This is a genomic window from Halomonas halodenitrificans DSM 735, from assembly GCF_000620045.1.
Lineage (GTDB): Bacteria > Pseudomonadota > Gammaproteobacteria > Pseudomonadales > Halomonadaceae > Halomonas > Halomonas halodenitrificans.
Window position 1 is genome coordinate 24,110 of the sequence record NZ_JHVH01000015.1, and the last position, 12,659, is coordinate 36,768.

Sequence of the window (12,659 nt, forward strand, 5' to 3'; positions counted from 1 at the left end):
GTGTTCAGTCGTTTCTTCATTCATCGGCCGCGTTTTGCGATCGTCGTTTCCCTGGTCATCGTGCTGGCCGGCCTGCTGGCGTTGACCGGCCTGCCGGTCAAGCAGTATCCGCAGATCACGCCGCCCGGGGTTCGGGTAATGGCCACCTACCCCGGTGCCAGCGCGGACGTGGTGGAATCCACCGTGGCCACGGTCATCGAGGACGTGGTCAACGGTGTCGACGGCATGAGCTACATGTCGTCGACCAGCAGCAACGGCCGCTACGAGCTGAGCATCACCTTCGAGCTGGGTACGGACCCGGATATTGCCGCGGTGGATGTGCAAAACCGCGTTTCGCTGGTTCAGGCTCAACTGCCCCAGGCGGTGAATGATCAGGGGCTGTCGGTATTCAAGGCATCGGTGTCGATCCTGCAGATCTACGCGATCTACTCGCCGGACGAGTCCCACGACGCGCTGTTTCTCTCCAACTATGCCAGTACCAACGTGGTGGACAGCCTGTCGCGGGTGCCGGGGGTAGGAGATGTGTTCATCTTCGGTGCCCAGGACTACGGTATGCGCATCTGGATGCAGCCTGATCGCATGGCCGATCTAGGCGTTATGCCCAACGACATTGCCGGCGCCATTCGCACCCAGAACGTGCAGGCGGCGGCGGGTCAGGTCGGCGCGCCGCCGGCAGCGGACAGTCAGCAGTATCAGTACACGGTGCGTGCCCAGGGCCGCCTCGACCAGCCCGAGGAATTCGGCAACATTGCCCTGCGCACGGCTACCGACGGCGGGATCCTGCGCATCAGCGACGTGGCCGATGTGAAGCTGGGAGCTCAGTCCTACAGCTCCTTTGGCCGCTTCTCCGGCCAGCCGGCGATTCTGATGGCGGTCTTTCAGCAGCCTGAAGCCAACGCCCTGGATGTCGGCCAGGGCGCCGAGGCCGAGATGGCCGAGGTCGCCAAGCGCTTTCCCGACGGCATGAGTTATGAGCTGGCCTTCGATACCACCGACTTCATCGAGGTCAGTCTCAAGGAGCTGGTGGTTACCCTGGCCGTGGCGCTGGTGCTGGTCATCGGGGTGGTGTTCGTGGTCCTGCAGAACCTGCGCGCCACGCTGATCCCGGCGCTGGCGATTCCGGTATCGTTGATCGGCAGCTTCGCGGTGCTGCTGCTGATCGGCTTCTCGATCAATACGATTACCCTGTTTGCCTTGATACTGGCCATCGGGGTGGTGGTGGACGACGCCATTCTGGTGCTGGAAAACGTCCAGCGGCACATGGAAGACGGCATGGCGCCGATCGAGTCGGCACTGCTGACCATGCGCGAGGTGACCGGCGCGGTGGTGGCCTCCACGCTGGTGCTGCTGGCGGTGTTTGTGCCGGTAACGTTCATGCCGGGCATCGCCGGCCAGCTCTACCAGCAGTTCGCGCTGACCATTTCGATCGCGGTGGCGATCTCGTCGCTGGTCGCGCTGACGTTGAGCCCCGCGCTATGCGCGGTCTTGCTCAGGCCGCGGCAGAAGGGAGCTTCCCCCAGCCGCGGGTTTCGTTGGTTCAACGCGGGTTTCCAACGGCTGACCGATGTCTATGTGCGTGGCGCAGGGTTCTTTGCTCGTCGCATCTGGATCACGCTTGGCGTGCTGGTCGCCACCGGCGGCCTGGTGGCCGCGCTGTTCATGAGCGTGCCCACCGGCTTTCTCCCGGAGGAAGACCAGGGTGCGCTGTTCGTGCAGATTCAGCTGCCCGATGCGGCCTCGCTGGAGCGTACCGACCGCATCATGCGCGAGGTCGACTCACGGGTCGGTGAGCTGGAGGGCGTGGCCGATGTGATCTCGATTCGTGGCGCCTCGCTTCTGGGCAGCGATGGTCCCAACGTCGCCATGGCCATCGTGCAACTTGATTCCTGGGATGAGCGCAGCGATCCAAGACTGTCGGCGTCGGCGCTGACCGAGCGGGTCTCGCAGCGTCTGGCCGATATTGCCGGTGCGACCGTCACCGTGTTTACGCCGCCGGCCATTCCGGGGCTGGGCGTTGGTGGCGGCTTCGAGTTCACGCTACAGGACTACGCCGGCAACGGCCCCACGGCGTTGGCGCAGACGGCGCGGGGTCTGCTGCAGCGGGCCAATCAGGACCCGCGCCTGACGCGGGTGTTCACCTCCTATTCGACCGATGTGCCGCAGGTGCGGCTGAACGTCGATCGCGACCAGGCGCACCTGCTCGACGTGCCGGTCAACGAGATCTTCACCACGCTCCAGGCCCAGCTTGGCTCGCAGATCATCAACGACTTCAACCTGGGCGGCCAGCTGTACAAGGTCGTCATGCAGGCCGAGGCGGGCCATCGCGCCGAGCCCCACGATATCAGCCGCCTGTATGTACGCAGCCGTAGCGGTGATATGGTGCCGGTAGCGGCGCTGGGCGAGGTGGAGGCCGAGCTCGGCCCTGAAAGCCTGGATCGCTACAATCAGTTCCTGTCGGCAACCCTCAACGGTTCGCCGGCGCCGGGCTACAGTACCGGCCAGGCGCTGGAAGCCATGGAAGAGCTGGCCGCGGAGTATTTGCCGGAAGGCTACGGTTTCGAGTGGTCCGGGGCGTCCTATCAGGAGAAGACCAGCGGCAGCGTGGCGCCGGTACTGGCCCTGTCGCTACTGTTCGTGTTCCTGTTCCTGGTGGCTCAGTATGAAAGCTGGGCGATTCCGATTGCGGTGTTGCTGATCGTGCCGATCACGCTGGTTGGCGCGCTGTTGGGCATTCTGATGGCCGGTACCAGCCTGGGGCTGTATGCCCAGATCGGGCTGATCATGCTGGCCGGGCTCTCGACCAAGCAGGCGATTCTCATCGTCGAATTTGCCCGTGCTCAGCGCGAAGACGAAGGCCTGACGATTGTCGATGCTGCCGCGACCGCGGCACGGCTGCGCTTCCGGGCGGTAATGATGACGGCGCTGTCGTTCATGCTCGGCATCTTCCCGCTGTTGGTGGCCACCGGCGCCGGTGCCGGCTCGCGTTTGTCGGTGGGCGTGGTGGTGTTCTTCGGCATGGCGGCGGCCACCGTTATCGGTACGCTGCTGGTGCCGGGTTTCTATACCTTGATACAACGCGGGCGCGAACGCGGTCGCCATTCGGAGGCTTCATGAAGGTTCGCCGTTTGATGATGGCGCTGATTCCCAGCGTGGCGGTGCTGAGTGGCTGTGCGGTAGGGCCGGATTATACGGCGCCCCGGGCCGACATCGACGCCGAATTCAATCGGCTGCGTAGCGAAGCCGGCCTGACGACAGAGCAGCCTACCGAGCTGGCGCGTTGGTGGACGACGCTGGGCGATCCCACCCTCGAGCGGCTCATCGATCAGGCAGTGGCGCGCAACCTGGATCTGCGCGCTGCCACTTCACGGCTGCGCCAGGTGCGTGCCCTGCGCAACAGCGCGGAGGGGCAGCGCTTTCCCACGTTAGGCACCAGTGCTGGCGCCCAGCGCTCTCGCGCCAGCGAGAACGTTACCGGCCGTGGCGACCCGACTTCCGAACTGTATTCCGCCGGCTTCGATGCAGGCTGGGAACTGGATCTTTTCGGCGGCATTGCGCGTTCGGTGGAGGCTGCCGAGGCCGACGTAGGTGCCGCGGTCGAGTCGCGGCGCGACGTGCTGGTGTCGATGCTTGCCGAGGTGGCGTTGAACTATGTCGAGGCGCGCAGCTTCGAGGAGCGCCTGCGCATTGCCCGCGATAACCTGGAAAGCCAGAGCGACACCTTCGAATTGATCGAGTCGCGCCATGCCGCCGGGCTGGTGCAGGATATCGATCTGGAGCGTGCGCGCAGTAATCTGGAGAAGACACGCAGCAGCATTCCGCAGCTGATTACCCAGCTCGAGCGGTCGCGCAACCGCTTGGCCATGCTGTTGGGCAAACAGCCCGGTGGCCTCGACGACCTGCTCACTCAGTCCGCTCCGGTGCCAAGCCCGGACGTTGAGGTGGCCATCGGCGTGCCCGCTGACCTGTTGCGCCGCCGGCCCGATATTCGCCGGGCCGAGCGAGTGCTGGCCGCCGAAACCGCGCGGGTGGGTGTGGCCACCGCCGAGCTCTACCCCAAGCTGCGTCTCAACGGTTCGGTAGGGCTTGAGGCACTGAGCGGGGGCAGCCTGTTCGAGTCGGCCAGCCGTACCTTCGGCATCGGCTCGATTGTCAATTGGCCGCTGTTCTCCGGTGGTCAGATCCGCAACCGCATCGAGGCGCAGTCCGAGGTTCAGCAGCAGGCCTATATTGGCTGGGAATCTGCCGTGCTAGGCGCACTCGAGGACGTCGATAATGCCGTGACGGCATACGCCAACGAGCAGCTGCGTCATGCCTCGCTCGAGCAGTCGGCCGAGTCGGCGACTCGTGCGGCGACGCTGGCCCGTTCGCGCTACGATGCCGGCATTGCCGACTTCATCGAAGTGCTCGACGCCGACCGCGAACGCCTGGCCGCCCAGGATGCTCTGGCTGCCAGCAATGCCGAAATCACCACCGACCTGATTCGGCTCTACAAGGCGCTGGGCGGAGGCTGGCAGTCGCTTGCAAGGACGCGTGTGGAAGGGCACGAGTGAGTAACATCCTGTCCCGGGCGCCTGCCGAGTCGGCGTCAATCCCGGTTCAGATGTTCGACGGTCTCGTCAGATTGGATCGTCGATCTTCATGATTTCAAGGCCAGGACAGGTCGGGAAACGAAAGTCCCCGATGCTGGGCTGGATTGACACCTACTCGGTTGTTTCCCAGTCTACGTCGGTACTCGTTGCTTTTATCAGGAGGATCAACAATGGCATTCGCCCTGTCGACCCTACGTCTCACCAGTCCCGCCTTCGATGACGGGGGCGCCATTCCTGCCAGACATACCGGTGAGGGGGACGACCTCTCGCCGGCGATGGTCTGGCAGGATATCCCCGACGGCACCAAGGGGTTCGCGCTGATCTGTCACGACCCGGACGCTCCCCTGGTGCAGAACGGTACCTATGGTTTCGTGCACTGGGTGCTCTACAATATCCCGGCGTCCACCACCAGTCTCGAAGAAGCGTCAAGCATTGGTACCCGCGGCAAGAATGATATGGGCAAGCTGGGCTATGGCGGCCCGATGCCACCCGAAGGGCACGGCGTGCATCGCTATTACTTCTGGGTGATGGCGCTGGACAAGCCCACCGACGACCTGCCCGAGGGGCTCTCGCTGCGTGACCTGCTGGTCAGGGTCGAGCCGCACCTGCTCGGCATGAATCGCCTGGTGGGCACCTATCGGCGCGGCTGAGCACGACCCTGCCAGCCGATAGACGAGCGCCCCGGCATCCTGCGATGCCGGGGCGCTCTGCCATGAGGCCGGGAAACTGAAAAAGCGGAGGTTATTCGCTCAGTGCCTCGAGCAGCACCCTGGCGACCGGTTCGGAAGAGGGCGGGTTCTGCCCGGTGATGAGGCGACCATCGCGGCAGGTGTAGGGGGCGAAATCATCGGCCTTGGAATAGTCCGCCCCGGCGGCCTTGAGGGCGTCCTCCACCAGATGGGGCACCACTTCGGTCAGGCCCACGGCGTCTTCTTCACCGTTGGTGAAGCCGGTGACGCGGCGTCCGCGGACGAGAGGCTCACCGTCGGCGTCCCGGGCATGGAGCAGCACGATGGGGGCGTGACACACCGTCGCCACCGGCTTCTGCTGGGCCCAGAAGGTCTCGATCAGGCGGATGGAGTCGCGATTGTCCACCAGGTCCCAGAGCGGGCCATGGCCGCCGGGATAGAAGACGGCATCGAAGTCATCGGCGCTGACGTCGGCCAGGCGCTGAGTAGTGGCCAGCTGACGCTGGGCCTCCGGGTCCTGCTTGAAGCGTCGGGTGGCTTCGGTCTGGCTCTCCTCGGCGTCGCTATTGGGGTCCAGCGGTGGCTGGCCGCCGGCGGGCGAGGCCAGTACCACCTCGCTGCCGGCGTCGAGGCAGGCATAGTAGGGGGCTGCCAGCTCTTCCAGCCAGAAACCGGTGGGTTGACCGGTGTCACCCAGGCGGTCGTGTGAGGTAAGGACCATCAGAATGCGTTGGCTCATGAAGCTCTCCTGTTCGTGGCATTGCCTTTTGAAGGGTTGGCCAGCAGTGTGAAGCAATGAGTGATCATGGGGGAATTGAAGTTTGACTATGGCCGGCGTGCAGAAATCTTATGCCCGCCGGTATCGGGAGGTGTGAGTCATGTCAAAGACGTGTTACGGCGTTCTACGAGTTTACTACGATGGCGTCTGCCCCCGCTGTCGGCGAGATCGTGCCCGCTATGAGCGCTGGGCGGGAGAGGCCGGCGATCGGGTGGCATGGTGCGATGTGACCGAGCATCAGCAGATGCTCCGCGACAAGGGGATCGATCCCCAGGCGGCGTTGCTCTCGCTGCATGTGGAAGAGGAGGGCGAGGACATCGTGGAGGGGATCGACGCCTATATCCTGCTGATGCGGCGTGTGCCGCGCCTCAGGCCGCTGGCCTGGTTGATCGGTCTGCCCGTAATCAAGCCCACACTGCGTTGGTGCTATGACGGTTGGGTAAGACGTCGTCTGATTCGCCAGGGACGCCTGCCGTAAGGCAATGCCACGCTCCGCCGCTGCCATGCGGTTATCGGGCAATGAAGTGCTGCCTTCTCGGGCATGCGCTGGCAACGCAAACGCCGCCCCGAAGGGCGGCGTTATTGGGCAGGCTTGGGCGCGGTTCAGGGGCCGGCGCCCGGGTCGATCAGGCGTAAGCTTGGCGAGGCATGAAGGCCCGCAGGCTTTCCAGGCTCATGACCTTCCAGCCGGCATCGGGCTGGTCGGTCTGGAAACCGATATCGAAGCCCTTGTCTTCCAGGCTGGGCTGCCAGAACTCGCGGGTAGCCAGCGTCTCGGCCTCGCCGGCGCTAGCCGCATGAAAAATGCCGCCACCGAGGTGCTGTTCCTGACCGCGGGGATGAATGGCAAAGACATCGACGAGGAAGGCTTGCATGACACTCTCACTGATTTGATGGCTGACTGTGAGGGCATCATAACCCTTGCCCGGGGCTAAAGAGAGCGAAACGCGATTCCGTTGTGTTACCCCCCATAACGCCAGTGCATCATTCTTCGCCGGCATGGGCGATGCCATAAACGATAACGCCCCGAACGTCTCGCGTTCGGGGCGTCATGCGTGGTTCGCCGGGATCAGCTCTGCTGGCTCTCGGGCTTGTCACCGCCACGGTGGGTGAGGGGGCTTGCCGCGTCGAGGCGCGGATGGTTGTCGAGAAACTCGCGGTGGGGGTCAGGCAGGGCGTCCAGGGCCTGGAGGCTGCGGGTGATGGCGTGGATGGCCGCGGTCACATCCCGGGTATTGCCGGTCTCGGAGATGGTATGCATGTTGCGGATCGGGAAGCCGATGGAGGTGGCCGCACAGTCCACGGCGGCGAGTACGCCGGCCATGCCGTCGGTACCGGTGTCGACGCCGACGATATCGCGCTGCATGGGGATGTCGTTCGCCCGGGCAGTGCTCTCGATGATGCGGTTGAGTTGCTCGCTGGCGATGGAGCCCACGGACATGGTGAAGCCCTTGCCCATTTCCAGTGGCTGCATGCGGCGGTCGCCGATGCCGGGGGCGGCCACATAGTCGTGGTTGACGTCCACGGCGATGATGGCATCGGGCTCCAGTTCGCCGGCCAGCACCCGGCTGCCGAAGCGGCCGATTTCCTCGTAGCTGGCGATGGCGAACATCACCCGGACCTTCTCGGTGCCCCCGGCCTCGGCGATCAGGCGTGCCACCTCGGCGGTGACGAAGCAGCCCAGGCCGTTATCGAGATAGGCGCCGTAGAAGGTGTCGGGGCTGAAGCCTTGGCGAATGGGACGCTCGAGGAGAATGGCATCGCCGGGGCGTACGCCCAGGTTCTCTACCTGCTGCTTCTTGTTGTCGCCGTGGATCTGCAGGTCGAGATAGAGCTGCTCCTTCTTGATGCCCTTGTCCCCGTTGCGCTGGGCGGGATCCGAGAAGTGGATGGCACCCAGCGCCTCCACGGTGCCGCCCTGGAGGCGCCGATAGCTGCCCGGTGTCTCGGGGTCCTCGCTGAACAGGGTCACCTCGTGGCCGATCAGCACATTAGGCAGGAAGGAGTCGCTGTTGATCCAGATCTTGCCATCCTCGCCGATGGAGCGGACCTGCATGCGAATCTTGTCCGCATGGCCGATGACCATCACCTTGAAGAGATCATCACGCCCGGGGTGAGTGTCCAGCACCACGCCGGCGTGTCCCTTGAACTGATGCAGCTGCCAGCCCTCGGGAGCGAAGCCCTCGAAATAGGGCTTGAGCACGCCGTAGGTCATGGCGCCCTCGAGCCCGACGGGGCTCGGGGCGGCGAGAATCTCGCGCATCAGATCGAACTGCTCGTCGGGCATGGTGGACGTCCAGGGTGTTTCGCTCATTCGTTGAGTCTCCTTGCAAAGCGGGGGGATGGCTGCCCCCGTATCGTGATGAGTTCGGGGCTTGAGCCAGGCGTGCCGGGAGCGGCTACCGGAAGCGTATCGGGGAAGTTTACCATGGAGCGGGCCATGCCCTGCAGGGCCCATGCTCTACAGTGGTGATATGGCATCACTGGCCCCATTAAGGGGGAAACGGTGTCATCAACTGGCGGGAGGGAGTCAGCATGAAAGGGGTCAGGCGTAGCGACCTGGAGGAGGAGCACCACCCGGAAGCCATTCGCCGGCGGTTGCAGAGCGGCAATGCCGGGCAGAGTCTGCCGGATGCCATTCTCGGCGGCATCGACGGCTGTGTGACCACCTTCGCCGTGGTCTCCGGTGCCTTCGGGGCCGGCTTCTCGGCCAGCGTGGCGCTGGTGCTCGGATTCGCCAACCTGTTGGCCGATGGCTTCAGCATGGCGATCAGCAACTATGAGGCGATCAAGGCGCAGCGTGAACATGTCGATGGTGTCCGTCGTAACGAACATCACCATATTGCGGTGATTCCCGAGGGGGAGCGTGAGGAAATCCGCCAGATCTTCGTCGCCAAGGGCTTTGCGGGCGAGACCCTGGAACGAGTGGTGGAGACCATCTGCAGCGACCGCGAGCTCTGGGTAGAGACCATGCTGCGCGAGGAACACGGCCTGCAGACCGAGGGATTGAGCCCCCTGCGGTCGGGGCTGGTCACCTTTGGCGCCTTCCTGGCCGTGGGGGCGGTGCCGCTCGTGCCCTACGCCGTCCCCGGCCTTGCCGCGAATATCCAGTTTTTGACGAGCCTGGCTCTGGCCGGGCTGATGTTCTTCCTGATCGGCATGGGCAAGAGCTTCGTCTATCACCAGCCGCTGCTGGCGTCCGGTGCACGTACTCTGCTCATGGGCGGTGCGGCGGCAGGCCTGGCCTTTCTGACGGGCCACTTGGCCCAGGCGCTATTCGGGGTTGGTCCATAGCAGTGGGGAGAAAAGAATAACGCCACGTCGGGGCGTGGCGTTGTCGAGAGGTGAGTAGAGAGTAGTGAGTAGTGAGTGCCGAGCGGCCGCGTGATGCGGCCCCTCGGGGTCAGCGCCGGGGCCAGGCCTTGGGGTCGACCTTGTCGACCAGCTTGGGGAAGCGGCCGGGGTCGAAGACTGGGTCCTGTCCCGCCTTGAGCTGGCGCTCGTAGTCCTTGAACAGTGCAAATGCCACCGGCGAGAGCAGCAGGATGGCGACCAGGTTGATCAGTGCCATCATGCCCATGGAGAGGTCAGCAAAGCTCCAGATCGTCCCGAGGCTTGCCATGGAGCCGATCATGACCATGCTCAGTACCGCCAGGCGGTAGACCAGAATGGCCAGGGGAGCTCGGCGGTGGCCGGCCAGGTACTCTACGTTGGCTTCGCCGTAGGAGTAGTTGGCGATCACCGAGGTGAAGGCGAACAACAGAATGGCGATGGCGATGAACTGGCCGCCCCATTCGCCCACATGCTGGGAGAGGGCGAGCTGGGTGAGCTGGATCCCGTTGACCTCGTCACCGGCCAGAAGGTCGGGGCCCGCCATGATGATGATGGCCGCGGTGGCGGTACAGATCACCAGGGTGTCGAGGAAGACGCCGAGCATCTGGATGAATCCCTGGGCGGCGGGGTGGTCGGGGTGAGTGGTGGCGGTGGCTGCGGCGTTGGGGGCCGAGCCCATGCCCGCCTCATTGGAGAACAGGCCACGCTTGATGCCGTTCATGATGGCCTGCGCCACCGCATAGCCCACCGCACCACCGGCGGCCTGCTCGAGGCCGAAGGCGCTCTTGATGATGGTGCCCAGCGCGGCGGGCAGGTCACCGATATTGAGGGCCACCACCGTCAGTGCCAGAAGCAGGTAGAGCAGCGCCATTAGCGGCACCACCAGCTCGGCGACTCGGGCGATGGACTTGAGGCCGCCGAAGATGATCGGTGCGACGATTGCCATCAGCACGAGGCCCATGATCCAGGTGGGCACGGCGAAGGCCTCCTGCATCGCCTGGGCGATGGAGTTGGCCTGTACGCTGTTGAAGGCCAGCCCGAAGGCAATGATCAGGCAGATCGAGAAGGCGACTGCCAGCCAGCGCAGGCCGAGGCCACGCTCGATGTAGCGAGCCGGACCGCCGCGGAAGGTCTGGTCTCCGTGGTCGACCTTGTAGGCCTGGGCCAGGGTGGACTCCACGAAACTGGTGGCCATGCCGACCAGGGCGGTGACCCACATCCAGAAGATGGCGCCGGGGCCGCCGAAGTAGATGGCCACGGCCACCCCGGCCAGGTTGCCGGTACCCACCCGTGCCGCCAGGCTGGTGGACAGCGCCTGGAAGGAGGAAATGCCGCCATTACCCTCGCGTGAGTGGCGCAACAGCTTGAACATATGGCCGAAGTAACGGAACTGGATGCCGCGGGTCATGACGGTAAAGTAGAGGCCGGCACCGATCAGCAGGTAGATCAGTACGCTGCCCCACAGCAGGCCATTGCCGCCGTCTACCAGCCGGTTGAAGAATTCCATGGGAGTCGCCTGTGTTGCGATGAGTTCGGGCGACCATTTTTCATCTTCCATGCCGGTTGGCAACTTTTTCTGTGCAGGAGCCGTTTGGCTGTTATTTCATTTGCCGAATGGGCAGTGAGTCGCAAGGCATGCTTGATGCTTCTCAATGTGGGTCGGATCGGATGGCAGGGGGATGAGGCGAATGGCGAGACAGTGCAATGTCATCCCTTGGGCGCCAGGCAGCGGGGCAGGCTGTCGTGCAGCGTGTGCGGCATGATGCCGAGGTCGGTGAAGCCGCCCGTATCCGGGTCGGCCAGGTTGTCACTCTGCATCAGCAGTACCTGATCCTTGGTCAGGGGGGGAGAGGGCAACGGGGCGAGCAGGGCGGCAGCGAGGCGCCAGGCGATAAAAGGCATCGGCAACAGGCGCGGGTAACGTTCGAGCTGGGCCGCGACGCGCTCGACCAGTTCTCGGTAGGTATATGTCTCGGGGCCGGCGAGTTCGAAGAGCCGTCGCTGGATGGGGCGTGACGCGGTGAGTCTCACGGCCGCGCGTGCCACATCATTCACATGCACCGGCTGCAGCCGAGTCGTGCCGCGTCCGAATAGCGGCACCAGCGGCAGGCGCGTCAGGCGGGCCAGGTTGCCTACGAGAGCGTCATCGGGGCCAAACAGTACCCCGGGGCGAACCAGGATCGCCTTGGGCATCGCCTCGACCACGGCCTGTTCGCCCATGGCGCGGGCGCGCACATAGGCTGAAGGAGAGTCAGCGTGGGCACCGATGCCCGAGACATGTACCAACCGTGAGGTGCCGGCCTCCCGAGCCAGCCTCGCCAGGCGGCCGGCACCCTCGACATGGATCGTGGTAAAGGTCAGGCCCGCTCGACGCCGCTCCACGTAGAGGCTCACCGCATTGATCGCGGCTTCGCTATCCTCCAGCGCAGCGGCGACCTGGGCGTCATCGCGAATATCGCACGCCACGGCCTCGATCCGATCACCCGACTCACGCCACTCGGGCAATTGCGGATGGCGCGCCGCGATACGCACCGATCGACCGGCCTCCACCAGCTCGCGCACGATGGCGCGGCCGAGAAATCCCGTGCCTCCGAAGACCGTGGTCGGCCGCTCCTGCATGCGATTTCCTTCTTATCAACGAGAAACGTCAATCCTGCCAGGCCGGGGCGCGGTCGTCATGTGTCGGCTGGAGACCCGCGGCGCCGCGGTGTAGTCTTGGCAGCCCTTCATTTTTCTCGCCTGGAGCCCGTCATGAGTGAATTTCCCGCCTGTCCCGAATGTAGCTCTCCCTACGCCTATGAGGATGGCATCCAGTATGTCTGCCCCGAGTGTGGCCACGAGTGGTCCGGGGAAGCCGGCGACGATAGCGTCGACGATGGTCCGCAGGTACGTGATGCCAACGGCAATCCGCTGGCCGATGGCGATACCGTGACCGTGATCAAGGATCTCAAGGTCAAGGGCGCTTCCCAGGTGGTCAAGGTGGGCACCAAGGTGAAGAATATTCGCCTGGTGGAGGGCGACCACGATATCGACTGCAAGGTCGAGGGTGTCGGCCCCATGAAATTGAAGTCTCAGTTCGTCAAGAAGGCGTGAGCGGGAAGATGTCATAGTCCCTGCAAATGATAACGATTGCGTTTATTGATGCTATCGGTGTCGAACGTGTCGCTATTCTGCCGAGTGCAGGAGGGAATTCTCGCCCTGGGCTTCACATCGAAATCATACAGGACTAAAATGGTCCGCAATTGAGGCGCGGCATTCTGCCGGGCCGCT

11 protein-coding genes are annotated in these 12,659 nt (G+C 64.2%); 6 read left to right on the forward strand and 5 right to left on the reverse strand.

The window, feature by feature from the left end; all coding sequences use genetic code 11:
• The 3 genes from Q358_RS0108160 (at position 1) to Q358_RS0108170 (ending at position 5,239) form a co-directional block, all read left to right on the forward strand.
• Positions 1-3,114, forward strand: coding sequence for an efflux RND transporter permease subunit (locus Q358_RS0108160; RefSeq protein ID WP_027961598.1), 3,114 nt, complete (start codon positions 1-3; stop codon positions 3,112-3,114).
• Positions 3,111-4,550, forward strand: a complete 1,440-nt coding sequence (locus Q358_RS16885) for an efflux transporter outer membrane subunit (protein ID WP_043487899.1) — start codon at positions 3,111-3,113, stop codon at positions 4,548-4,550. Before Q358_RS0108160 ends, Q358_RS16885 begins: the two co-directional genes overlap by 4 nt.
• Before the next feature lie 209 nt (positions 4,551-4,759).
• Positions 4,760-5,239 carry a YbhB/YbcL family Raf kinase inhibitor-like protein gene (locus tag Q358_RS0108170; RefSeq protein ID WP_027961599.1) on the forward strand — a complete coding sequence of 160 codons (480 nt, stop codon included), beginning with the start codon at positions 4,760-4,762 and terminating at the stop codon, positions 5,237-5,239.
• A 91-nt stretch (positions 5,240-5,330) separates the two neighbouring features.
• Here Q358_RS0108170 and Q358_RS0108175 read toward each other — a convergent pair whose 3' ends face one another.
• Complete coding sequence (locus tag Q358_RS0108175; RefSeq protein WP_027961600.1) at positions 5,331-6,017, reverse strand: type 1 glutamine amidotransferase domain-containing protein; 687 nt, start codon at positions 6,015-6,017, stop codon at positions 5,331-5,333.
• A gap of 139 nt (positions 6,018-6,156) precedes the next feature.
• Between Q358_RS0108175 and Q358_RS0108180 the strand changes: the two genes are divergently transcribed.
• Complete coding sequence (locus Q358_RS0108180; protein WP_027961601.1) at positions 6,157-6,534, forward strand: thiol-disulfide oxidoreductase DCC family protein; 378 nt, start codon at positions 6,157-6,159, stop codon at positions 6,532-6,534.
• A 148-nt stretch (positions 6,535-6,682) separates the two neighbouring features.
• Here Q358_RS0108180 and Q358_RS0108185 read toward each other — a convergent pair whose 3' ends face one another.
• The gene (locus tag Q358_RS0108185) at positions 6,683-6,931 is read right to left on the reverse strand and encodes a hypothetical protein (protein ID WP_027961602.1); all 249 of its coding nucleotides are present in this window, start codon (positions 6,929-6,931) and stop codon (positions 6,683-6,685) included.
• Between the two features lie 194 nt (positions 6,932-7,125).
• A complete protein-coding gene (locus Q358_RS0108190) occupies positions 7,126-8,370 on the reverse strand; it encodes a M20/M25/M40 family metallo-hydrolase (RefSeq protein ID WP_027961603.1) in 1,245 nt (414 codons plus the stop codon).
• Positions 8,371-8,591: 221 nt separating this feature from the next.
• On the opposite strand from Q358_RS0108190, the gene Q358_RS0108195 reads away from it, so the two are divergent.
• Positions 8,592-9,350 carry a VIT1/CCC1 transporter family protein gene (locus Q358_RS0108195; protein ID WP_027961604.1) on the forward strand — a complete coding sequence of 253 codons (759 nt, stop codon included), beginning with the start codon at positions 8,592-8,594 and terminating at the stop codon, positions 9,348-9,350.
• 109 nt (positions 9,351-9,459) lie between these two features.
• Here the strand turns inward: Q358_RS0108195 and Q358_RS0108200 are convergent, their stop codons facing one another.
• On the reverse strand, positions 9,460-10,896 hold the full coding sequence (locus tag Q358_RS0108200; protein ID WP_027961605.1) for an alanine/glycine:cation symporter family protein: 1,437 nt from the start codon (positions 10,894-10,896) through the stop codon (positions 9,460-9,462).
• A gap of 200 nt (positions 10,897-11,096) precedes the next feature.
• Entirely contained in the window at positions 11,097-12,008 is a 912-nt protein-coding gene (locus tag Q358_RS0108205) for a complex I NDUFA9 subunit family protein (RefSeq protein ID WP_027961606.1), read from the reverse strand.
• Positions 12,009-12,140: 132 nt separating this feature from the next.
• On the opposite strand from Q358_RS0108205, the gene Q358_RS0108210 reads away from it, so the two are divergent.
• Entirely contained in the window at positions 12,141-12,482 is a 342-nt protein-coding gene (locus Q358_RS0108210; protein ID WP_027961607.1) for a zinc ribbon domain-containing protein YjdM, read from the forward strand.
• The last annotated feature ends 177 nt before the right edge of the window (positions 12,483-12,659 follow it).

Coding starts and splice junctions, on each gene's coding strand:
- Q358_RS0108185 (WP_027961602.1), bottom strand. CDS start 6,931: ATGCAAGCCTTCCTCGTCGATGTCTTTGCCATTCATCCCCGCGGTCAG.
- Q358_RS16885 (WP_043487899.1), top strand. CDS start 3,111: ATGAAGGTTCGCCGTTTGATGATGGCGCTGATTCCCAGCGTGGCGGTG.
- Q358_RS0108175 (WP_027961600.1), bottom strand. CDS start 6,017: ATGAGCCAACGCATTCTGATGGTCCTTACCTCACACGACCGCCTGGGT.
- Q358_RS0108180 (WP_027961601.1), top strand. CDS start 6,157: ATGTCAAAGACGTGTTACGGCGTTCTACGAGTTTACTACGATGGCGTC.
- Q358_RS0108170 (WP_027961599.1), top strand. CDS start 4,760: ATGGCATTCGCCCTGTCGACCCTACGTCTCACCAGTCCCGCCTTCGAT.
- Q358_RS0108190 (WP_027961603.1), bottom strand. CDS start 8,370: ATGAGCGAAACACCCTGGACGTCCACCATGCCCGACGAGCAGTTCGAT.
- Q358_RS0108205 (WP_027961606.1), bottom strand. CDS start 12,008: ATGCAGGAGCGGCCGACCACGGTCTTCGGAGGCACGGGATTTCTCGGC.
- Q358_RS0108195 (WP_027961604.1), top strand. CDS start 8,592: ATGAAAGGGGTCAGGCGTAGCGACCTGGAGGAGGAGCACCACCCGGAA.
- Q358_RS0108200 (WP_027961605.1), bottom strand. CDS start 10,896: ATGGAATTCTTCAACCGGCTGGTAGACGGCGGCAATGGCCTGCTGTGG.
- Q358_RS0108210 (WP_027961607.1), top strand. CDS start 12,141: ATGAGTGAATTTCCCGCCTGTCCCGAATGTAGCTCTCCCTACGCCTAT.